20 protein-coding genes are annotated in these 21,546 nt (G+C 66.1%); 12 read left to right on the plus strand and 8 right to left on the minus strand.

All coding sequences use genetic code 11. The annotated features are described in order from the left end of the window. Positions 1-150: 150 nt before the first annotated feature. Both HMPREF3014_RS19515 and HMPREF3014_RS19520 read right to left on the minus strand, forming a co-directional pair. Entirely contained in the window at positions 151-1,458 is a 1,308-nt protein-coding gene (locus HMPREF3014_RS19515) for an MFS transporter (protein WP_003097074.1), read from the minus strand. A 315-nt stretch (positions 1,459-1,773) separates the two neighbouring features. Further along, on the minus strand, positions 1,774-3,531 hold the full coding sequence (locus HMPREF3014_RS19520; protein WP_003099684.1) for a cation:proton antiporter: 1,758 nt from the start codon (positions 3,529-3,531) through the stop codon (positions 1,774-1,776). A 361-nt stretch (positions 3,532-3,892) separates the two neighbouring features. On the opposite strand from HMPREF3014_RS19520, the gene HMPREF3014_RS19525 reads away from it, so the two are divergent. From HMPREF3014_RS19525 to HMPREF3014_RS19535, 3 genes are all read left to right on the plus strand, one after another. Continuing rightward, positions 3,893-4,747: a Tim44 domain-containing protein gene (locus HMPREF3014_RS19525; protein ID WP_003099685.1), complete on the plus strand. Its 855-nt coding sequence runs from the start codon at positions 3,893-3,895 to the stop codon at positions 4,745-4,747. Positions 4,748-4,943: 196 nt separating this feature from the next. Then, the gene (locus HMPREF3014_RS19530; RefSeq protein ID WP_003099687.1) at positions 4,944-5,345 is read left to right on the plus strand and encodes an SMI1/KNR4 family protein; all 402 of its coding nucleotides are present in this window, start codon (positions 4,944-4,946) and stop codon (positions 5,343-5,345) included. A gap of 217 nt (positions 5,346-5,562) precedes the next feature. Then, positions 5,563-5,775, plus strand: a complete 213-nt coding sequence (locus HMPREF3014_RS19535; protein ID WP_003097061.1) for a YgdI/YgdR family lipoprotein — start codon at positions 5,563-5,565, stop codon at positions 5,773-5,775. A 16-nt stretch (positions 5,776-5,791) separates the two neighbouring features. On the opposite strand, the gene HMPREF3014_RS19540 is transcribed toward HMPREF3014_RS19535, so the two are convergent. Together HMPREF3014_RS19540 and HMPREF3014_RS19545 are read right to left on the minus strand one after the other, a co-directional pair. After that, the gene (locus HMPREF3014_RS19540; protein WP_003097059.1) at positions 5,792-6,472 is read right to left on the minus strand and encodes a GntR family transcriptional regulator; all 681 of its coding nucleotides are present in this window, start codon (positions 6,470-6,472) and stop codon (positions 5,792-5,794) included. 64 nt (positions 6,473-6,536) lie between these two features. Then, on the minus strand, positions 6,537-7,319 hold the full coding sequence (locus tag HMPREF3014_RS19545; protein ID WP_016852294.1) for an SDR family NAD(P)-dependent oxidoreductase: 783 nt from the start codon (positions 7,317-7,319) through the stop codon (positions 6,537-6,539). A gap of 115 nt (positions 7,320-7,434) precedes the next feature. Between HMPREF3014_RS19545 and HMPREF3014_RS19550 the strand changes: the two genes are divergently transcribed. From HMPREF3014_RS19550 to HMPREF3014_RS19560, 3 genes are all read left to right on the plus strand, one after another. Beyond that, positions 7,435-8,829 carry an aspartate aminotransferase family protein gene (locus tag HMPREF3014_RS19550; RefSeq protein ID WP_003114139.1) on the plus strand — a complete coding sequence of 465 codons (1,395 nt, stop codon included), beginning with the start codon at positions 7,435-7,437 and terminating at the stop codon, positions 8,827-8,829. Between the two features lies 1 nt (position 8,830). Beyond that, the gene (locus HMPREF3014_RS19555) at positions 8,831-10,198 is read left to right on the plus strand and encodes a glutamine synthetase family protein (RefSeq protein WP_003114138.1); all 1,368 of its coding nucleotides are present in this window, start codon (positions 8,831-8,833) and stop codon (positions 10,196-10,198) included. 94 nt (positions 10,199-10,292) lie between these two features. Further along, a complete protein-coding gene (locus tag HMPREF3014_RS19560) occupies positions 10,293-11,051 on the plus strand; it encodes an SDR family NAD(P)-dependent oxidoreductase (protein ID WP_003097046.1) in 759 nt (252 codons plus the stop codon). A gap of 47 nt (positions 11,052-11,098) precedes the next feature. Here the strand turns inward: HMPREF3014_RS19560 and HMPREF3014_RS19565 are convergent, their stop codons facing one another. Then, positions 11,099-11,842, minus strand: coding sequence for a hypothetical protein (locus HMPREF3014_RS19565; RefSeq protein ID WP_016562514.1), 744 nt, complete (start codon positions 11,840-11,842; stop codon positions 11,099-11,101). Positions 11,843-12,002: 160 nt separating this feature from the next. Here HMPREF3014_RS19565 and HMPREF3014_RS19570 point away from each other — a divergent pair, with 160 nt between their 5' ends. The 3 genes from HMPREF3014_RS19570 (at position 12,003) to HMPREF3014_RS19580 (ending at position 15,153) form a co-directional block, all read left to right on the plus strand. After that, a complete protein-coding gene (locus tag HMPREF3014_RS19570; protein ID WP_003097040.1) occupies positions 12,003-12,485 on the plus strand; it encodes an acyl-CoA thioesterase in 483 nt (160 codons plus the stop codon). Between the two features lie 378 nt (positions 12,486-12,863). Next, positions 12,864-14,567, plus strand: coding sequence for a YbaL family putative K(+) efflux transporter (ybaL, locus tag HMPREF3014_RS19575; protein ID WP_016562513.1), 1,704 nt, complete (start codon positions 12,864-12,866; stop codon positions 14,565-14,567). A gap of 1 nt (position 14,568) precedes the next feature. Further along, positions 14,569-15,153, plus strand: a complete 585-nt coding sequence (locus HMPREF3014_RS19580; protein WP_003097034.1) for a YqaA family protein — start codon at positions 14,569-14,571, stop codon at positions 15,151-15,153. 37 nt (positions 15,154-15,190) lie between these two features. Here the strand turns inward: HMPREF3014_RS19580 and pdxY are convergent, their stop codons facing one another. After that, complete coding sequence (gene pdxY / locus HMPREF3014_RS19585) at positions 15,191-16,057, minus strand: pyridoxal kinase PdxY (protein ID WP_009877302.1); 867 nt, start codon at positions 16,055-16,057, stop codon at positions 15,191-15,193. 32 nt (positions 16,058-16,089) lie between these two features. On the opposite strand from pdxY, the gene HMPREF3014_RS19590 reads away from it, so the two are divergent. Next, a complete protein-coding gene (locus HMPREF3014_RS19590; RefSeq protein ID WP_003121391.1) occupies positions 16,090-16,590 on the plus strand; it encodes a DUF3301 domain-containing protein in 501 nt (166 codons plus the stop codon). A 12-nt stretch (positions 16,591-16,602) separates the two neighbouring features. Here the strand turns inward: HMPREF3014_RS19590 and HMPREF3014_RS19595 are convergent, their stop codons facing one another. Together HMPREF3014_RS19595 and poxA are read right to left on the minus strand one after the other, a co-directional pair. Further along, on the minus strand, positions 16,603-17,391 hold the full coding sequence (locus HMPREF3014_RS19595) for an oxacillin-hydrolyzing class D beta-lactamase OXA-50 (protein ID WP_003099707.1): 789 nt from the start codon (positions 17,389-17,391) through the stop codon (positions 16,603-16,605). A gap of 70 nt (positions 17,392-17,461) precedes the next feature. Next, the gene (poxA, locus tag HMPREF3014_RS19600) at positions 17,462-18,340 is read right to left on the minus strand and encodes an alpha/beta hydrolase PoxA (RefSeq protein ID WP_003099708.1); all 879 of its coding nucleotides are present in this window, start codon (positions 18,338-18,340) and stop codon (positions 17,462-17,464) included. Between the two features lie 81 nt (positions 18,341-18,421). Between poxA and HMPREF3014_RS19605 the strand changes: the two genes are divergently transcribed. Both HMPREF3014_RS19605 and HMPREF3014_RS19610 read left to right on the plus strand, forming a co-directional pair. Then, entirely contained in the window at positions 18,422-20,188 is a 1,767-nt protein-coding gene (locus HMPREF3014_RS19605) for a sensor histidine kinase (protein ID WP_023087938.1), read from the plus strand. Continuing rightward, on the plus strand, positions 20,185-21,528 hold the full coding sequence (locus tag HMPREF3014_RS19610; RefSeq protein ID WP_003099712.1) for a sigma-54-dependent transcriptional regulator: 1,344 nt from the start codon (positions 20,185-20,187) through the stop codon (positions 21,526-21,528). The genes HMPREF3014_RS19605 and HMPREF3014_RS19610 overlap by 4 nt, the downstream gene beginning before the upstream one ends. Positions 21,529-21,546: the final 18 nt, after the last annotated feature.

Raw genomic sequence — 21,546 nt, forward strand, 5'->3', positions numbered from 1 at the left:
GCTCCGGTCGGGATGCCGTGCCGTAGACCAACAGTCGGCGGGTGTGGGGGAATCGGTTGCCGCGCCAAAAAGCAGGACGGCGACCCGAAGGTCGCCGTCCTGTGGATAAAAAGGCCCGGAGTGTGTCGGGGCCATGAGCACGAGGCTCAATCAATCGGTCGTGATCTTCGAGTGCTTCTGGGTGTCTTTCATGAACACATAGACCAGCAGCGAGCAGGCGATACAGGCGGTGACGTACCAGTAGAAGCCGCTCTCCAGGCCGACGCTCTTGAACCACAAGGCAACGTATTCGGCGGTGCCGCCGAAGATCGACACGGTCAGGGCATACGGCAGGCCGACGCCCAGGGCGCGGATCTCGGTGGGGAACAGTTCGGCCTTCACCACCGCATTGATCGAGGTGTAGCCGCTGACGATCACCAGCGCCGCCATGATCAGGAAGAACGCTCCCCACCAGCTGTCGACGCTGTGCAGGGTGCTGAGGATCGGGTAGGTGAAGACGGTGCCGAGTACGCCGAAGGCGATCAGGATCGGCCGCCGGCCGATCTTGTCGGAGAGGGCGCCGACGATGGGCTGCAGCAGCATGAAGAGGAACAGGGTGGCAGCCGAGATCATGGTCGAATCGGTCTTGCTCATGCCTACCGTGTTCACCAGGTACTTCTGCATGTAGGTGGTGTAGGTGTAGAAGGCCAGGGTGCCGCCCATGGTCAGGCCGACCACGGTCAGCACTTCCTTCGGGTGGCGCAGCAGGGTGCGCAGCAGGCTTTCCTTCGGCTCTTCCTTCTTCTTCGAGAAGGACTCGGTCTCTTCCATGCCGCGACGCAGGAACATCGCCACCACTGCGCACAGCGCGCCGATGAAGAAGGGGACGCGCCAGCCCCAGCTTTCCAGTTGTTCTACGGTCAGGGTCTGTTGCAGGACGATCAGCACCGCCAGGGCGATGAGCTGGCCGGAAATCAGGGTCACGTACTGGAAGCTGGAGAAGAACCCGCGCTGTTCCTTGTTCGCCATCTCGCTCAGGTAGGTGGCGGAGGTGCCGTATTCGCCGCCGACCGACAGGCCCTGGAGCAGGCGCGCGACCACCAGCAGGATCGGCGCGGCGACGCCGATGGTTTCATAGCTGGGGGTCAGGGCGATGATCAGCGAGCCAAAGCACATCAGCAGCACTGAGGCCAGCAACGCCGCCTTGCGGCCCTTGCGGTCGGCATAGATACCCATCAGCCAGCCACCGATCGGGCGCATCAGGAAGCCCACGGCGAAGATAGCTGCGGTGTTCAGCAGTTGGGCGGTCATGTCGCCCTGGGGGAAGAATGCCTTTGCGAAGTACAGCGAGAAGGCGGCGTAGACGTACCAGTCGTACCACTCGACCAGGTTGCCGACGGAACCGCTGAAGATCGACTTGATGCGTTGCGAAGTGGTGCGGGGCTGGGCAGACGCGGAAATGGCGTTGGCGCTTTCCATCGTGTTTCCTCTTTTCGTTGTTGTCTTGGATGTGCTGATCAGGGCGCAGCACACCGGCACATCGCGAGGGCGACGTATTGGATGGCTCGATAGCAGGTGCCGTGCCAACGCGGGAAAGCCGCGTGGGGACTGGGTTGGAAGAGGAGCGGGGTGGTCTTGGCCGAGCGGGAGTCCGCCGACCGGGAGAGTGGATAAGCGGAAATCCGCCGATCCTTCAGGGCAAAGGGTCCGATAGCGACACCAGGTGCAGGCGAGGGCGAATAACCGCAGCGTGGTTATCCGCCGATTCGACGGCAGGCCGGGATCGCTTGGCTCTCAGTGGCTGCCCTTTTCCTGGTCGAGGGTTTCCATCAGCGCGATCTGCATCCGCGAATGCACGCGGATCAGCCAGCGCCAGAGCACTGCGATCACCAGGCCGGCGACCAGCACCACTACGACCAGCAACTCGCCCGGCGGCAGGATGCTCGAGCTGAGCGCCGCCAGCAGCACCATCATGCCGGCCAGCGACAGCAGCGGGATGATCTCGGAGATCACCCGACGTACCCGCGCCGTATGGCGTCCGGCTTTCTCCGGCTTGACCCCGAGTTCGGCCAGCAGCATCGACAGGGCCTTGAGCTTGCGGTACGCGGCGATCAGGAAGGCCAGCGAGACCAGCAGCGCGCCGCCCCAGATCAATGCCTTGTGTAGCCCGTCGTAGGCGACCCACTGGCTCATCCAGGCGGAAAGCGTATCGGCGAAATAACCGCCGGCGAGGAAGATCGCGATCACCAGCGCCAGGTTCACCCCGACCTGCAGCAAGATGCGCCGGATCATCGCCGCCAGCACCGCACGGTCGCCCTGCGGCTGGATGCTGCGCAGCCAGTCGCCGTAGTGGCCGAAGATCCTCGCCATGCGCTGCGGCATGGCGTTGGCCAGGTGCTGCGAGAGCGGGTCGGCGGCGCGGATCAGGTACGGGGTGAGCAGGGTGGTGATGGCCGAGACCGCTACCGCCACCGGGTAGAGGAAGTCGCTGGTGACTTTCAGAGTCATGCCCAGGGCGGCGATGATGAAGGAGAACTCGCCGATCTGCGACAGGCCCATGCCGACCCGCAGCGAGGTGCGTCCGTCGTTGCCGGCGATGAACGCACCCATGCCGCAGGAGAACATCTTGCCGAGCACCACCGCGACGGTGATCAGGGCGATCGGCCAGGCGTACTCGACGAGGATCTTCGGGTCGATCAGCAGGCCGATGGCGACGAAGAAGATCGCACTGAACATGTCACGGACCGGCTCGATCAATCGTTCGATCTGCACCAACTGGCGCGACTCGGCCATGATCGCGCCGATCAGGAAGGCGCCGAGCACCATGCTGTATTCCAGCTTCACCACCAGCAGGCAGAAGCCGAAGCACAGGCCGAGCACGGTGACCAGCAGCATCTCGTTGCTCTCGAACTTCGCCACGTAGGCCAGCAGGCGTGGCACCAGGAGGATGCCGACGACCAGCGCGACGATCATGAACAGGCTGAGCTTGCCGACCGTGGAGAACACCTCGCCGGTTTCCACCGAACCGCTCACGGCGATTCCCGACAGCAGGGCGATGATGCCGATGCCGAGGATGTCCTCGACGATCAGCACGCCGAAGATCAGTTGGGCGAAGCGCTCGTTCTTCATCTTCAGGTCGCCGAGCGCCTTGACGATGATGGTGGTGGATGAGATCGCCAGGATCGCGCCGAGGAACAGCGAGTCCATGGTGCTCCACTCGAAGAAGCGACCGATCTCGAAGCCGATCCAGATCATCAGGACGATTTCCAGGAACGCCGCGATGAACGCCGTGGCGCCGACCTGGAAGAGCTTGCGCAGGCTGAACTCCAGGCCGAGGCAGAACATCAGGAAGATCACCCCGAGTTCGGCCAGGGTCTTGATCGTGTCTTCGTCGTGGATCAGTCCGAAGGGCGGGGTGTGCGGGCCGATGATGAAGCCGGCGACGATGTAGCCGAGGACCACCGGTTGGCGCAGGCGGTGGAAGAGGATAGTGACCACACCCGCCACCAGCATGATCACGGCGAGGTCCTGGATGAAATCGACGGCATGCATGGCGGCGGTCCTCGCTCGGGGAATGGGTCGGCAGACGCGGCGACCGGGCGGCCTCGCAGACCCGCAGACTAGCATCCGCAAGTGCTTGATCGGTGGGCTGAAAAAAACTGTAACAGACGTTTCGGCGAGGCTCTGCGTTGTGCTTCCCGGGTCGCCGGGCGGATCTTCGCGCGCCGATCCGCGTGCATGCCTGTCGTCCCCGGCAACGAGGGTGTACCCTGGCGCCGACCCGCGAGCCAGACGCGGCGGGCGAAAAAACGGCGGCCGGGGAGCAATAGCCCGAAACAAAATCCGGCTGGTCCTGTCGCCCGTACCGCCGCAACATGGCGCGCGTCGATTCCCCCAAGAGAGAAAGACTACAATGCAGCGTGTTCTCAGCATCGCCCTCGCCTTCTGCCTGGCGCTGACCGTCAGCCTGGATGCCAATGCCAAGCGCTTCGGCGGCGGCAAGAGCCTCGGCTCGGCACCCAGCCACCAGACCCGCCAGGCGCAGCCGGCCACTGCGCCGAACGCCACTGCTGCCGCCCCCAACGCCGCTCGTCCCGCCGCTGCCGCCAGCGGTGCTTCGCGCTGGCTCGGCCCGCTGGCCGGTATCGCCGCGGGCGGCCTGCTCGCTTCCATGTTCATGGGCGACGGCTTCGAGGGCATCCAGATGCTCGACATCCTGTTGATCGCCCTGGTGGCCTTCATCGCCTTCCGCTTCATCGCCGCTCGCCGGCGCCAGCAGAACCAGGGCCAGCCTGCAATGGCCGGGCACGCGCCGATGCAGCGCGAAATGCCGGCCCAGGCGCCGATCTTCGGTGGCGCCGCCGCTGCTGCCGCTGCGCCGAGCCCGGTGATCAACGCGCCGAGCTGGTTCAACGAGGAGCGCTTCGTCGGTGCCGCTCGCGAACACTTCATGTCCCTGCAGCAGCATTGGGATGCCAACGAGATGGACAAGATCGCCGAGTTCGTCACCCCGCAGATGTTGCAATGGCTGAAGCAGGAGCGCGCCGAGATCGGCGACGCCTACCAGTCCACCTACATCGACAACCTGGTCGTGCAACTGGACGGCGTCGACGACCAGGCCGACAAGACCATCGCCACCCTGACCTTCAGCGGTGTGTCGAAGACCTCGCGCTTCGACCAGGGCGAAGCCTTCAGCGAAAGCTGGCGGATGGAGCGCGCCCAGGGCGAGAACCAGCCATGGCTGGTGGCCGGTATCCGGCAGAACTGATCCCGAGTGGTTGCGGTCCCTTCGGGGGCCGCCGAAACCCCCGCTTCCGCCAGGGAACGGGGGTTTTTTCATCTCCGTTGGCGGGTTGACCGACCATTCGTCCGGCGCCATGGCCGAAGGCCAGCCGCGACACTTGTCTTGCGCTCGGTGCGGCTACTGTATAAAAAGCGCGCCACCCGTTGCGAGAGAGCCTGTCGTGGAAGATGTCATCGAAAAACTGCGTGAACTCAACGAACCGGTTCCGGTGCCCCTGGAACTGCCGGAAGAAGAACTGCTGGTGGAAATCGAGGAAGAGCTGCTGATCGGCATTCCCGCCGAGTTCCGCGAATTTCTCCTGCTGGTCAGCGATGTGGTCTACGGCCGCCTGGAGCCGGTGACCGTCACCGATCCGCACTCGCACACCTACCTGCCCGAAGTGGCGGCCACTGCCTGGGACCTGGGCGTTCCGCGCGAGCTGATCCCGCTTTGCGAGGACGACGGCAGCTACTACTGCGTGGCGGAGGACGGCGAGGTGGTGCTCTGGGCCGATGGCGACCTCACCGATGAAAGCTGGGATTCGGTGTGGGTCTGGGCTCGCGACGTCTGGCTGGAGAGCTGAGCCTGAACCACCGCAAAGGCTCTGCAACGCGCCTTTGCCGCTGACTCCCCGACGTCGCGCGAGGCTGCCTGGAGGCCCAGCGCGTCGCCGTCGGCGCTTCGTCTCCGACAAAGCGCCGCTGCGCTAAGGAATTTCCCTCGATTGCGACGGTCACAAGGGCAATTCCGCACTTGTCGCTCCGGATGTAGGCAAGTGCGCTGCCCCGTGTGGAGATTCTATGAAGTTCAAAGCTCTGTTCGCTGCATTGCTGCTGACCAGCCTGGCGGGTTGCGCCAACCAGGCGGTGGTCACTTTGCAAGATGGCAGCGAGGTCCTGGTCAAGGATCAGTCGGATTACGACAAATACAATGACTACTACGAGTTCGAACAGCTGAATGGCGACACCATTCTGATCAAGAAGGACAATGTGCGCACCATTCGCCCGCAGTAGCGGCGCTTATCTCCCGTCAGGCGTGCTCGCCGGAACGGTGTCGCTTTCGTGGCCGGGCCTCCAGCTCCAGGAGGTTCAGCAGGTACTGGCCGAAGTAGGCCAGGTCCTGTTCGATCGCCGCGCGCGCGGCCGGGCCGTCGCCGCGGCGTAGCGCGTCCAGGGCGTCCTCGTGGAAATCGTTCAGACGTAGGGAGAGGTCGGCCTCGGTGAACAGCCGGTTGAAGAACGGCCCGACCTGTAGCCAGAGCGTCTCGATGAGACGCAGCAGCACCGGGTTGCCGCAGGCGCGGTAGAGCGTCAGGTGGAATTCGCTGTTGGCTTCCAGGTAGGCCTGTACCTCGCGTCGGCGCAAGGCGTCCTCCATTCGCCGCAGACAACCTTCGAGTCCTTCCAGTGCCTGCTCGTCCAGCCGGCCGCTGGCGCTTTCGGCCGCCAGCCCTTCGAGGGACAGGCGCACCTGGAGGATCTGCAGGAAACGCTCGCGGGTCATCAGCGGCACCCTGAGCGAGCGTTGTGCCTCGCCCTCCAGCGCCCCTTCCGCCACCAACCGTTGCAGGGCGGCGCGAACCGGCATCGGGCTGGTGCCCCATTGGTTCGCCAGGTCGCGGATCTTCAGTCGCTCGCCGGGCTGGAAACGTCCGGCCAGCAAGTCTTCCCGCAGTCGTTGGTAGAGTCGTTCCTGGAGATTCTCGGCCATGGTCAGCTCCGGGTCGCCGGTGGCGCCGGAAGCTGGGAAAGCGTCAGGTTGCAGTTGCGCATGTTCAGCTCCGTTTGTTTTCGATCAGGCAGTTGCCGCCGTCCACCACCAGCAGTTCGCCGTTGACGAAGCTGGCTTCGGGCGAGGCGAGGAAGGCCACCGCGGCGGCCACCTCTTCGGGCCGGCCGGCACGTCCGCTGGGGCTGGCCAGGGCGGCCTTGCGTTCTTCGGCGGTGCTCGAGGCGGTGGCGATCCAGCCCGGCGCGACGCTGTTCACCGTGATGCCGCTCTTCGCCACCTCCAGCGCCAGGCCCATGCTCCAGCCGACCAGACCGGCCTTGGCCGCGCTATACGCGGCTTCGCCCGGGTTGCTGCCGCGGGTTCCGGTGGTGGAGGCGACGTTGACGATCCGCCCGTAGCCGCGCTCGCGCATGCCCGGCAGCAGGCCGCGGGTGAGCAGGAAAGCGCTGGTCAGGTTGCGCGACAGGGACAGTTGCCAATCCCGCAGCGAGGTCGCTTCCACTGCGCTGAAGGGCTCCGCGCTGTCCAACTGGGCCATGCCGGCATTGTTCACCAGGATGTCGACCCGTCCCCACTGGGCTTCGGCCCAGTCCAGCAGGCCCTGCACCTGGGCTTCGTCGGTCAGGTCGGCGCTCGCGGCGCGCACGTCGTGACCACATGCGCTCAGTTCCTCCGCTCGTTGCCTAATCCGCTCGCTGCTGGCGGTGATCAGCAGGCGCACGCCTTCGCGGGCCAGCCGCCGGGCAATGGCGAAACCGATGCCGAGTTCGCTGCCGGCGCCGCTGATGAGCGCGACCTGGCCTGTCCACTTCGAAAAGTCATTCATTTTTGTGATCACAAAATTGATATGGAAAACAGATTATCAGTGCTTTCAAATACTGTATTGACTTTTTTGTGATCACAAATGAAAGTTGTGCGAAATAAAAAACGAGGTGTTCGAAATGACCGCCAGTGGCATCGCCGAAGCCGCCGTGGAAACCTTCATGGCCCGCGAGCAGCAACGTTTCCTTGCGCAGAATCCACAGTCCGTCGCGCTCGCCGAGCGAGCCCGGCGCGCCTTGTTCGACGGCGTACCGATGCACTGGATGAGCGATTGGTCAACACCCTGTCCGCTGTTCGTGGCGCGTGCCCACGGCGCGCGTTTCCATGATGTGGACGGCCACGCCTACGTGGACTTCTGCCTGGGCGATACCGGCAGCATGTTCGGCCATTCTCCGGCGCCGATCGCCCGGGCGCTCGCCGAGCAGGGCGCGAACGGCCTGACCACCATGCTTCCGGGGGAGGATGCCATCGTCGCAGGCGAGCTGCTGGCGCAGCGCTTCGGCCTGCCGTTCTGGCAGGTAGCGACCACCGCTACCGACGCCAACCGCTTCGTCCTGCGCTGGGCGCGTGCGATCACCGGTCGCAAGGTGGTGCTGGTATTCGACGGTTGCTACCACGGCACGGTCGACGACACCCTGGTTCGCTGCCGCGACGGCCGCACCGTGCATCGCTCCGGCCTGCTCGGCCAGGCCCACGACCTCACCCAGTTCAGCCGCGCGGTGCCGTTCAACGACCTCCAGGCCCTGGAGCGGGCGCTGGCCGGCGAAGACGTGGCCGCCGTGCTCTGCGAGCCGGCGATGACCAACATCGGCATGGTCCTGCCGCAACCCGGCTTCCACCAGAAGCTGCGCGAGCTGACCCGTCGTCACGGCACGCTGCTGATCATCGACGAGACCCACACCATCTCCACAGGTCCTGGCGGCTGTACCCGCGCCTGGAAGCTCGAGCCGGACTTCATCACCCTCGGCAAGCCGATCGCCGGCGGCGTACCGTGCTCGGTGTATGGTTGCAGCGCGGCGATGGCCAGCGCCATGCAACTGGCCAGGGCACGTGCCAGCGAGCAGAGCGAAGGCCACGGCCACAGCGGCATGGGTACCACGCTGTCGGCCAACGCCCTGGCGATGCGCTGTATGCGCGCCAACCTGGAAGAGGTGATGACCGATACCGCCTATGCCCACATGCTGCCCCTGGCGGCGCGTCTGGCCGAGGGCTTCCGCAGGATTATCCACAAGCACGGCCTGGCCTGGTCGGTGACCGAGCTCGGCGCGCGCAGCGAGTTCCAGTTCTGCCCGCAACCCCCACGCGACGGCGCGGCCGCCGAGGCGGCGTTCCACGACAGCCTGCAGATGGCCTTGCACCTGTATCTGATCAACCGCGGCATCCTCATCACGCCGTTCCACAACATGACCCTGTGTTGCCCGGACACTCGCGAAGAAGATGTCGACCGCCTGCTCTCCAGCCTCGACGAGGCGCTCGGCGAGCTGCTCGCCATACCCGGCGCGCGGGAGGCCTGAGATGCATTTCGCCGATCCGCGGGAAGCCCGCGAGTTCCTCGCCGCACACCCCGAGGTGCGCAGCATCGAGCTGTTCCTGATCGACGCCAACGGCGTGCCGCGCGGCAAGCTGCTGCACCGCGACGAGCTGCTGGCGGTCTACGAAAGCGGGCGGCCGCTGCCGAGCACCATCCTCGGCCTGACCATCAATGGCGATGACGTCGAGGAGACCGGCCTGGTCTGGGACGTCGGCGATGCCGATTGCTGGACCTTCCCGCTGCCCGGCAGCCTGACCCTGCAACCCTGGCGGCAGTCACCGACCGGCCAGGTGCAGGTAAGCATGCATCCCGAGCTCGGGCTACCGGCCGCGGCGGGCGATCCCCGGCATGTGTTGCAGCGGGTTATCCACAGTCTGCAGGCGGAGGGTTTCCACCCGGTGATGGCGGTGGAACTGGAGTTCTACCTGCTCGACCGCGAACGCGACAGCGACGGCCGGCCGTTGCCGGCGTTACAGATGAATGGCCAGCGGCCGCGGGCGACCCAGGTCTATGGCGTCTACGAGCTGGAGCAGTTGCAGCCATTCCTCGATGACTTGTATGCCGCCTGCGAGGCCCAGGGCCTGCCGGCGCGCACGGCGATTTCGGAGTACGCGCCGGGGCAGGTGGAAATTACCCTGCAGCATCGCTTCGACACGCTCCAGGCGATCGACGAAGGCGTGCGCTACAAGCGCCTGGTCAAGGGCGTGGCGAATCGCCATGGGTTGCAGGCCTGCTTCATGGCCAAGCCGTTCGCCGATCTTTCCGGCAGCGGCCTGCACCTGCACGTCAGCCTGGCCGACGCCGCTGGCAACAATCTGTTCGCCAGCGAGGACCCGGCCGGGACCCCGCTGCTGCGCCAGGCCATCGGTGGAATGAAGGCGTGCCTGCTGGAGTCTTTGGCGCTGTTCTGTCCGAACGCCAACTCGTTCCGCCGCTTCCAGGCGAACAGCTACGCGCCGCTGGCGCCGACCTGGGGAATCAACAACCGCACCGTGTCGCTGCGGGTTCCCGGCGGCCCGGCGTCCAGCCGGCACATCGAGCACCGCATCTGCGGCGCCGACGCCAATCCCTACCTGGCGGCGGCGGCGTTGCTCGCGGCGGTGCGCCTGGGGATTCGCGAGCGACTCGACCCCGGTGCGCCGATCACCGGCAACGGCTACGCTCAAGCCACCCAGGCGTTGCCGAGCGACTGGCTGACCGCGCTGCGCGCGCTGGAGGGCTCGGCCTGGGCGCGCGAGGCGCTCGGCGAGGATTTCCTGAAGATCTACCTGGCGATCAAGCAGGCCGAATACCGTGCCTTCATGGGCGAGGTCGGCGAGCAGGACTGGCGCTGGTATCTCAACCAGGCCTGAATGAACGGCTGCCGGCGTTGCCGGTCAGTCATTGAAGCGGGCGGCCGATTGGCCGTCGGTGTTTTCCACGCGGCACAGGAGTAAGGAAAAGCAGATGAGCACGCCCGTCGTTCTTATCACTGGTGCAGCCGGCGGCTTGGGCCGGGCAATCGCCAAGCGTTTCGCCCAGAGTCATTGGCGCATCGCCGCCACGGATGTGGATAAGGAGGGCCTGCACGCGCTGAACGCGCAGGTGCCGTTGGACGCCAGCGGGGTCGCCGACCTGCGCAGCGCGGATAACTGCCATACCCTGATGTCGAAGATTCTCGCCCGTACCGGACGTCTCGACGCCCTGGTGAATGCCGCGGGCGTCTGGCGCGAGGGGCCTGTGGAAAACTTCACCGAGGAGGATTTCGACCTGGTCCTGGGAGTCAACCTCAAGGCCTCCTTCTACATGTGCCAGGCCGCGATTCCCTACCTGAAGGAAAACCAGGGCAGCATCGTCAACATCTCCAGCGACTCCGGACGCCAGGCCTACCGGGGTTCGGCGGCGTATTGCGCGAGCAAGGCGGCGCTGACCATGCTGAGCAAGACTCTGGCGCTGGAACTGGCCGAGCAGGGCGTGCGGGTCAACGCCGTGTCGCCGGCGGATATCGCCACGCCGATGCTCGACTACCAGGCCGAACGCTATGGGATGGGCAATCCGGATGGCTACAAGCGCGCGCTGCTGAAGGATTATCCACAGGGCAAGGCGGCACGCTTCATCCGCCCGGAAGAAGTCGCCGAGCTGGTCTGGTATCTCTGCGGCCCTCAGGCCGAAGCGATCACGGGCGCCGACCTGGCGGTGGACTTCGGCCTGTCCGCTGGCCGCTGAGTGGATTTTCCACGGGTCGCTCCGCTGGAGCGGCCTGTGGAAAAGTTTCAGTCGTCCCTGGCCTGACTGGATATCTTCACCCAGTTACCGGCGGCGGCGATGCCCATGCCGCCGTAACCCTGGCAGTTCCCGCCAAGGCTCTCCACCACTCGCAGGTCGATGCCTTCCTGCCATACCAGCAGGCTGCAGCCGGCGCCCAGGCCTTCGCTGCGCAGCCGGTAGAGCGCGCCTTGCCCCTCCAGCCGACCGGACAGCTCGCCGACCGCCGCGGGCCCATATTCCATCAGTTTCTCCGGATTGCCGATGCGCATCAGGGCGAAGCTCGCCTGGTAGCCGCCCTTCACCGGTTCGATCTGCAGGCTTTCCCATTCGGCCTGCCCGGCGTAGCGCAGGTAGTGCCCGGCGAGGCCCTGGAGGGACGGATAGTCGACTTTCAGGGCAACCTGTTCCAGGTTGTAGCGCGTGGCCTTGCCGCTGTAGCCGCGATCCAGCGCCAGGTTCATCCAGGCGCGGGCGCGTCCCGGTTGCCCGGCCTTGAGGCTGGTCAGCGCGAGATTGTTCAGCGCCTGTTCCGAGTCGGCTCCGCCCTGTTCCTGGCGCTCGGCCAGGCGCAATTGCCAGGCGAAGGCGTCCAGCGCCTGTGGATAACTCCCCTGTCGATAAGCCTGGGTGCCGCGCGTGTTGCATTCCGCGGCGGTGGCGCAGGGCGTATCCTCGGCCTGGATGGCAGCGGCACCGATGCCGGCAAGCACGGCCATGGCCAGGAGAAGGATGCGAATGGCGGCAGGCATTGGCGCGATTCCCGGTGGAAAAGGGCCAGTCTAGAAAAGCCCGCGGATGTCTGCACGACCCGGCGCGATTTCGATCATGACGATTGAAAATTTGTGGCCGCTGCCGTCTTCGTTTGCGTCTATGGTGTCCCCCGCCCGTCCTGATGAGAGAAAAAGCGCTATGCAACCCGGAAACAACCAACTGTCGATGACCGTGCTGATGACCCCGGACATGGCCAATTTCTCCGGCAATGTCCATGGCGGTACCCTCCTGAAGTATCTCGACGAAGTCGCCTATGCATGCGCCAGTCGCTATGCCGGTCGCTACGTGGTGACCCTGTCGGTGGATCAGGTGATCTTCCGCGAGCCGGTGCATGTCGGCGAACTGGTGACCTTCCTCGCTTCGGTCAACTACACCGGGCGGACTTCCATGGAGATCGGCGTCAAGGTCATCACCGAAAACATCCGCGAGCAGTCCGTGCGTCATACCAACAGCTGTTTCTTCACCATGGTCGCTCTGGATGACGAGCGCAAGCCGGTGGCCGTCCGCCCGCTGGAGCTGGAAACCGCCGAGCAGAAGCGCCGCTTCGCCCAGGCCCAGCAACGCCGCCAGCTGCGCGCGGAGCTGGAGGCCCGCTACCAGGCGATTCGCGAAGACGGTTGAGGAAGGCTGCCGGTGTCCGGTCGAGCCCGCTTCGGACCTGATGCCGTTTCGCGAATTTTCGCAGCTTTTCATAAGAAAACGCAGAAGTTTGCCTCTGCTGGCGTCCATTCCTGACATTTCTTGATAAGAAACCGGCGTGCCTGTTAAAACTCCAGAAACGTCAACGGGTTAACCTGTCGGTATCGCGCCGGGTTTCTCCAGGAACCATAGCCGCCGTCGGGTCGCTCGAATGCCATGGGCCGGTCGCTCTGCCCGGCTCCGTTGGCGGAAAGCCTTTCCGCCTTGCCGTCACGGGCGCGGGTCCGTGATCCATTTCGAACGTCGTCGTCCGCCGGCCAGGCCGCGGAGGACGCGTTCCCCGTGTTGCCGGGAGTCCTGATGCACCATACGCCGTTACTCACCACACTCGCCGCGGGGTTCGTCCTCGCCTTCCTCTTCGGGGCCCTGGCCAATCGCCTGCGCATTTCGCCGCTGGTCGGCTACTTGCTCGCGGGCGTCCTGGCGGGGCCGTTCACTCCCGGCTATGTCGCCGACCAGGCGCTGTCGCAGGAAATCGCCGAACTCGGCGTGATCCTGCTGATGTTCGGCGTCGGCCTGCACTTCTCGCTCAAGGACCTGCTCTCGGTGAAGGCCATCGCCATTCCCGGGGCGCTGGTGCAGATCGGCGTCGCCACGCTGCTTGGCATCGGCCTGGCCAAGCTGCTCGGCTGGAGCTTCGGCGGCGGCCTGGTATTCGGCCTGAGCCTGTCGGTGGCCAGTACCGTGGTGCTGTTGCGCGCCCTGGAGCAGCGCCAGTTGCTGGACACCAAGCGTGGCAGGATCGCCATCGGCTGGCTGATCGTCGAGGACCTGGCGATGGTCCTGACCCTGGTACTCCTGCCGGCGCTCGCCGGCACCCTCGGCGGCAAGACCGACGGCGGCGACGCCGGTCTGCTCTGGCCGCTGCTGATTACCCTGGGCAAGGTCGCCGCCTTCGTCGCCCTGATGATCTTCGGCGGTCGCCGGATGGTGCCCTGGGTGCTGGAGAGGATCGCCGCCAGCGGTTCGCGGGAACTCTTCACCCTGGCCGTGCTGGCCATCGCCCTGGGCATCGCCTATGGCTCGGCGGTGCTGTTCGGGGTGTCCTTCGCGCTAGGCGCCTTCTTCGCCGGGATGATCCTCAACGAGTCCGAACTCAGCCACGAGGCGGCGGAGAACTCGTTGCCGCTGCGCGACGCTTTCGCGGTGCTGTTCTTCGTCTCGGTGGGGATGCTGTTCAATCCGATGATCCTGTTGCAGGAGCCGCTGACGGTCCTGGCCACCTTCCTGGTCATCGTCTTCGGCAAGTCGGTGGCCGCCTACCTGATCGTCCGCGCCTTCGGCCATCCGAACAGCACCGCACTGGTGATCGCCGCCAGCCTGGCGCAGATCGGCGAGTTTTCTTTCATTCTCATCGGCCTGGGCATTGGCCTCGAACTGGTGCCGGAGCAGAGCCGCGACCTGGTGCTGGCCGGGGCGATCCTGTCGATCCTGGTCAACCCGCTGCTGTTCATCGCCATCGATCGCCTGCAGCAACGCAAGGAGCAGCGCCTGGCGGAGGCCGCTGGCGGAGTCCGCGAGATGCCGGCGCAGGACCTGCCGCCGCCGATCCTGGAGCGCGAGCATGCGGTGCTGATCGGTCATGGCCGGGTTGGCGGGTTGGTCAGCGCTCGCCTGCGCGCCGCCGGGACGCCCTTCGTGGTGGTGGTGGACAAGCGCGACAAGGCCGACGAACTGCGCGAACAGGGCTACAGCGTGGTCCTCGGCAACGCCGCCAGTCCCGGCGTGCTGGAACTGGCCAACATCGCCGAGGCGCGCTGGTTGCTGATCGCCATTCCCAACGGCTTCGAGGCCGGGCAGATCGCCAGCCACGCCCGCGCGGTGAACCCGCCGCTGGACATCGTCGCCCGGGCGCATTTCGACGCCGAGGTGGACTACCTGGAGCAGAACGGCGCCAACCTGGTGATCATGGGTGAGCGCGAGATCGCCTGCGGCATGGTCCATCGCCTGGGACTCGACCGTGACGAGCGCGGCGCCGACGCACCGCTGCCGCAGTCGGCCTGACATGTTGCGCCGTCTCTACGACTGGACCCTGCGCCTGGCCGGCCATCCTCGCGCGGAGCTGGCCCTGGGCGGGGTGACCTTTGCCGAAAGCTCGTTCTTCCCGATTCCGCCGGACGCCTTGCTGGTGCCGATGGTCCTGGCCAACCGGGCCAAGGCCTGGCGCTACGCGACGATCTGCGCGATCAGCTCGGTGCTGGGCGGCATCGCCGGCTATTTCATCGGCTTGCTGCTGTTCGAGAGCGTGGCCATGCCGATCCTGGCGTTCTATGGCTTGCTGGAGAACTTCGAACAGGTCGCCGAACGCTACAACGAACTGGGCTGGCTGATGGTGCTGCTGGGCGGCGGCTTCACGCCGCTGCCGTACAAGGTGATCACCATTACCAGCGGAGTGACCCAGCTCGACCTCTGGCTGTTCGTCGGCCTCAGCCTTGTCGCCCGCAGCCTGCGCTTCGCCGCTACCTGCGCTTTGCTGTTCTGGGCTGGCCCACGCCTGAAGACCCTGATCGAGCGGCGTCTGGGCATGGCTTTCGTGCTGATGGCGGTGATGGTGGTCGGTGGGTTGATGTTGGGGAAATACGTTCTTTGAGCCGCCTGTGGATGATTTTCACCCACAGGGGCGGAGACTAAAGGCGCACTGCGTCGAAACGAACCCTTGGGTGTGCGATCCGATCCTGCGCCCGCACCAGTTCCAGCTCGTAGCTGCCGCAGGCCTGGGTTTCCAGCAGCACTTCATGGACCGCGGCGCCGGTGAATTCGAAGGCGTTACGCAAGTCGTCGCCGAGCAGCAGGCGAGAGAGGAACAGCCCCGAGGCCAGGTCGCCGACCCCGACCGGTTGCCGCGGGAAGGCCAGCAGCGGGCGTTGCAGGTGCCAGGCCTGGTCGGCGGCCACCAGCAGCATCTCGAAGGTGTCGCCGGCCTTGCCCGGATAGTTCAGGTGCTTTACCAGGATTGCCCTGGGACCGCGTGCCAGCAGACTCCGTGCCATTTCCACGCAGTCGGCGAGGGAGTCCGGCTGGCGGTCGCAGAAGCTGTCCAGCTCCAACTGGTTGGGGCACAGGTAGTCGGCGACCGCGGCGGCTTCTTCCAGCAGGAAGTCGCTGACTTCCGGGGCCACGATGCAGCCTTTTTCCGGGTGGCCCATGACCGGGTCGCAGAGGTACAACGCCCGAGGGTTGGCCTGTTTGATCCGTGCCACCACATCGAGAATGGCGCGGCCCTGGGCGGCGCTGCCGAGATAGCCGGACAGCACCGCGTCGCAGTTGCCCAGTTCGCCGATGCCGGCAATACCGTCCACCAGCGCCGGAATCTGCTCCGGCGGCAGCACCTGCCCGGTCCATCGACCGTACTGGGTGTGGTTGGAGAATTGCACCGTGTTCAACGGCCAGACGTTGATTCCGATGCGCTGCATCGGGAACACCGCCGCGGCATTGCCGGCGTGGCCGAAGACCACATGGGACTGGATGGCGAGCAGGTGGGGCGTACGTGGCATGAGACGACTTCCTACAGCTGAGTCGGCGCAGTATGGGGGCTAATTCACATGGCGAAAACACCCCCCACTCGCTGCCTGCCGGGAGAACGGGTAAGCTGGCCGTCCCCCTACACCGGATTCCGCTCGTGACCCTGGGTAACCTTTTCGTCATGCTCCTGTTGGGCGCCGCCGCAGCCTGGTGGTGGCGCGCCCATGGCGTGCGCGAGCGGGCGTTGCTGCTGGCCAAGCAGCATTGCGCCAAGCAGGGCGTGGAACTGCTCGACGAGAATGTCGCGCGCCGGCGCCTGCGCCTGGCCCGTGACCACCGTGGTCAGTGGCGGCTGAGCCGCGAGTTCGGTTTCGAATTCACCGTCAGCGGCGAGGAACGCTACGCCGGGCGCATCGTCATGTATGGCTATCACCTCGGCGCCATCGAATTGGCCCCGCATCGCTTCGAGGCGGCCGCCGAGGTCGACAACCCGCCGGTGCATAGCGCCGAGGTGATTCGCCTCGACGAGTGGCGGCAGTCCCGGCAGAAAAAGGTCGGCGACTGAGGCGGCAGAGCGTCAGGGCAGTATCCCGAGAGCCTTGAGACTGGCCTTGCCCAGTTCGACGCGCTTGCCGATGTCGGCCTCGCCGCCGGGCATGTCGATGTTCAGGGCGAAGCCGTAGAGCCGCTCGTTGCGCTTCACCCAGCCCACCCACCAGCCGAGTTCCGGCGTGCAGTCGAAGCACCAGCCGGTCTTGCCGTGCAGCTCCCAGCCCGGGCCGCTTTCCAGCAGGGTCATGGCGCGCACGGTGGACTGCACCGGGGCGGGGAATGGCAATTCTCCCTGCGCCAGTCGGAGCAGAAAGCGGGTCTGTTCCATCGCGCTGATCTTCAGCGGTCCCACCAACCAGAAGTTATCCACAACCTGGCCGATTTCCGCGTTGCCGTAACCCAGGCGCGAGACATTGGCGCGCATCCGCTCCAGGCCGATGCGCCGCGCCAGTTCCTGGTAGACCGGTACGTTCGATGCCTTGATCGCGTCGCGCAGGCTCATGTCGTGCTCCCAGGCCTTGAAGCGCTGGGGCTTGCCGCCATAGGGAAGAACCTCGTCGGCGGATCTAACCGCCCCTGTGGATAAGCCGATCAGGCTGTTCGCCACCTTGTAGGTGGAAGCGGGAACGAAGCGGGTTTCCGCGCGCTCCCGGTCATGGCCAACATAGCGCTGCCGCTGCACATCGTAGAGGACGAAGGTGCCTTTCACCCCGGCCGCGCCGAATAGCTTGTCCACGGCCTGGCTGTCGTTCCATTCGCTGGCCTGGGTATGCCCGGAAAGCAGGAGAAGGGCACTGAAGAGGAGAGGGCGCATGGCTCGGTCCTGTGGGGTCATCCTCCCTGGGACCGATGGATGAGCGCCGGATTCCCCACGGAAGGAGCGTTCATGGATTGGGCAGGAGAAAGTCGCGTACGCGTTCGGCGGCATCGGCCGGGTCTTCCTGCATGAAGCAGTGGCCGCCGACCACCACGTGGGCGCTGACCTGGGGGTTGAGCGAGCACCAGCGCGCCACCGACTTGGCGACGAAAGGGTAGGTGCGGTCACCGTAGAGCACGCGGGTCGGCGTGGTGATCTTGCCCAGCGACGGCCACAGCCGCCTGGGGAAGGAGCTGAAGATCTCCGCTTCGCGGCTTGGCCGGCACTTCAGCTCGACTCCGCCGTCGCTCTCCTTCAGCGCATATTCCACGTAGGCCCACAGCGCCTCGTCGGTCCAGCCCTTGAAGATACCGCGGCCGCGCAAGCCGGCGTAGGCGGCTGCGCGATCGGGCCACTGGCTGCGGCGCAGGCGCGCCTTCTTCGCCAGGCTGCCGCGCAATTGCAGGCCGAGGGTCTCGGAAAGTGCCATCACGCCGATCATCGCCGGGGTGAACAGTACCGGGTCGAGCAGCACGGCGCGGGCGAACAGGGTGGGATGGCGGGCCAGGACGAGGCTGCTGAGGACGCCGCCGAAGCTGTGCCCGCAGGCCAGTCGCTGGACATCTCCATAGGGACCGCGCCCGGCCTCGAAGGCCTCCACCGCCATCTCGGCGTTGCGGTTCCAGCCGTGGAAGCGGCCGCCGTGGTCGCTTTCGCCGTGGCCCTGGATGTCGCACAGCCAGAGGTCGAAATCCTCCGCCAACAGACGCAGCATCGGTTCGTAGGTGCGGCCGCAGAAGCCGTTGCCATGGAGGAAATGCAGCAACGGCTTGCCGCTCGGTTCGCTGCGCCAGCCGCGCAGGGTGAAACCGGCCGAGCAGGAATGGGACCAGGGGGATAGCGACATGGGCGGACTCCTCGTACGGCGCGCAGTGTAACCGGGCGCCGTGCTATCGTCGCCGCTTCCCGCCGCCGTTTCGATCCGCCGATGTCCTTGTCCCGTCCGCTGCGCCTGTTCCTGCTGTTGCTGCCGCTGCTCGGCGGCCTGCTGCTGTCCATGGACTGGGCGGGTCGCCAGGCGCGGCAGCAGGCGCTACGCGCCGAGGGCGAACAGGTGCGCAAGCAGCTGGACCTCTACGCCGGCTCGCTGCAGACCCTGATCGAACGCTTCCGCAGCCTGCCGGCGGTACTGGCGCTGGATCCGGACCTGCGCGCGGCGCTGGCCGGGCCGATCGACGGCGAGTTGCAGCAGCGCCTCAACCTCAAGCTGGAAAGCATCAACCTGGCCGCCCGCTCCTCCACCCTGGAGCTGCTCGACCGTACCGGGCTGGCCGTGGCGGCGAGCAACTGGAACCTGCCGACCAGCTACGTGGGCCACAACTACGGTTTCCGTCCCTATTTCCGCCAGACCATCGCCCAAGGCTCCGGACGTTTCTATGCGGTCGGGGTGATCAGCGGGATTCCCGGTTATTTCCTGTCCCACGCGGTGCGCGCCGAGGACGGCAGCTTCCTGGGCGCAATCGTGGTCAAGCTGGAGTTTCCCGATCTGGAACGGCAGTGGAACCAGACCCCCGACCTGGTCCTGGCCAGCGACGCCAAGGGCATCGTGTTCCTCGCCAACCACGCCGGTTGGCGCTACCGCGAACTGGAACCGCTGGATACCGTGGACCGCTTCGAACTGGCGGAGACCCGGCAATACGATCGCCAGCCCCTGACACCCCTGCGTCACCAGACCTTGCGCAGCTACGGCGAAGACCGCCGTCTGGCGCGGGTGGAAAGCGCCGACGGCGAGAAGGACTACCTCTGGCAATCGCTGGACCTGCCCAACGACGGCTGGACCCTCCACTTGCTGCGCGACACCGCGAGCATCCAGGACGACGTCGCCACCGCGCGCCTGGCCGCCGCCGGCACCTGGCTGGCGCTGGTCTTCCTCGGCTTGTTCCTGCACCAGCGCTGGCGTATCGCCCGCCTGCGGCAACGTAGCCGGGAGGAGCTGGAGCGCCTGGTCGAGCAGCGCACCGCCGACCTGCGTACCGCGCAGGACGGCCTGGTGCAGGCGGCCAAGCTGGCCGCCCTGGGGCAGATGTCGGCGGCCCTGGCCCATGAGATCAACCAGCCGCTCACCGCCCAGCGCATGCAACTGGCCAGCCTGCGCCTCCTGCTCGACGCCGGACGCCACGACGAGGCGCGCCAGGCGTTGCCGCGCATCGACCAGATGCTCGAACGCATGGCCGCGCTCACCGGCCACCTGAAGACCTTCGCGCGCAAGAGCGCCGGCGGCCTGCGCGAGCGTATCGAGTTGGGTCACGTGGTCGAGCAGGCGCAGCAGTTGTTGCTGCCGCGAATCCGCGCCGAACGGGTGGAGATCGAGCAGGCGCTGCTCTGGCCGGCCTGGGTGATGGGTGACGCGATCCGCCTGGAACAGGTGCTGGTCAACCTGCTGCGCAACGCCCTGGATGCCGTTGCCGGCCAGGAGCGGCCATGGATCCGCCTGGTCCTGCAACGGCTTGGCGGCGACTGGGTGCTGAGCGTTGCCGACAACGGCGGCGGGATTCCCGCCGAGCACCTGGGCAGCGTCTTCGATCCGTTCTTCACCACCAAGCCGGTGGGAGAGGGACTCGGCCTCGGCCTGGCGGTATCCTATGGGATCGTCCACGAACTCGGCGGCCGCCTGCAGGTCGCCAATGCCGAGGCGGGAGCGGTGTTCAGCCTGATCCTGCCGGCGGCCCCCGATGACACGAGCGTAACGACATGAGCGACCAGGTGATCTTCGTCGACGACGAAGCGACGATCCGCGAAGCGGTGCAGCAATGGCTGGAGCTGTCCGGCTTCGAGGTGCGCCTGTGCCTGCGCGCCGAGGAATGCCTGGGAGCGTTGGACAAGTCCTTCGCCGGGGTGGTCATCAGCGATGTGCGCATGCCCGGCATGGACGGCCTGCAACTGCTCGCCAACCTGCAGGCGGTCGATCGCGACCTGCCGGTGATCATGGTCACCGGGCACGGCGACGTGCCGATGGCGGTGGAGGCCATGCGCCAGGGTGCCTACGACTTCATCGAGAAACCCTTCACGCCCGAGCGCCTGCTCGGCAGTTTGCGGCGCGCGCTGGAAAAGCGCCGCCTGGTGCTGGAGAACCGGCGCCTGAAGGAGCAGGCCAGTCTCAAGGACCAGGTCGATGCGCGTCTGCTTGGCGTGTCCAAGCCGATGGAAGCGTTGCGCCGGCAGGTTCTGGCCCTGGCGCCGACCCCGGTGAACGTCCTGATCCGTGGCGAGACCGGCAGCGGCAAGGAACTGGTTGCCCGCTGCCTGCACGACTTCGGGCCGCGCGCCGACAAGCCGTTCGTGGCGCTGAACTGCGCGGCGATTCCCGAGCAACTGTTCGAGAGCGAGCTGTTCGGTCATGAGAGCGGCGCCTTCACCGGCGCGCAGGGCAAGCGCATCGGCAAGCTCGAGCATGCCCATGGCGGCACCCTGTTCCTCGACGAGATCGAAAGCATGCCGTTGGCGCAGCAGGTCAAGCTGCTGCGCGTCCTGCAGGAGCAGCAACTGGAGCGGCTCGGCTCGAACCAGAGTATCCACGTCGACCTGCGGGTGATTGCCGCGACCAAGCCCGACCTGCTGGCCGAAGCACGCGCCGGACGCTTCCGCGAGGACCTGGTGTATCGCCTGAACGTCGCCGAGCTGCGCCTGCCGCCGATCCGCGAGCGTCGCGAGGACATCCCGCTGCTCTTCGAACATTTCGCCAGCGTTGCCAGCCAGCGCCTCGGCCGCGAGCCGCAGCCCGCCGCGCCGGCGGAACTGGCGCGGCTGATGGCCCACGACTGGCCGGGCAATGTACGCGAGCTGGCCAACGCCGCCGAGCGTCATGTCCTCGGCCTGGAGCGTGGGGACGCGGAGGAAGGCGGCGGCCTCACCTCGGGGCTGGCGGAACGCATGGAAGCCTTCGAGGCGGAGTGCCTGCGCCAGGCGCTCGGCCAGTGCCGCGGGGACATCAAGGCGGTGATGGAGTTGCTGCAACTGCCGCGCCGGACACTCAACGAAAAGATGCTGCGGCATGGCCTCAGCCGCAGCGATTTCGTCGGCGAAGAGCCGGCCTGAACCAGCCCTCGCGAGACG

This window comes from Pseudomonas sp. HMSC065H01, from assembly GCF_001815235.1.
In the GTDB taxonomy this organism is placed as follows: Bacteria; Pseudomonadota; Gammaproteobacteria; order Pseudomonadales; family Pseudomonadaceae; genus Pseudomonas; species Pseudomonas aeruginosa.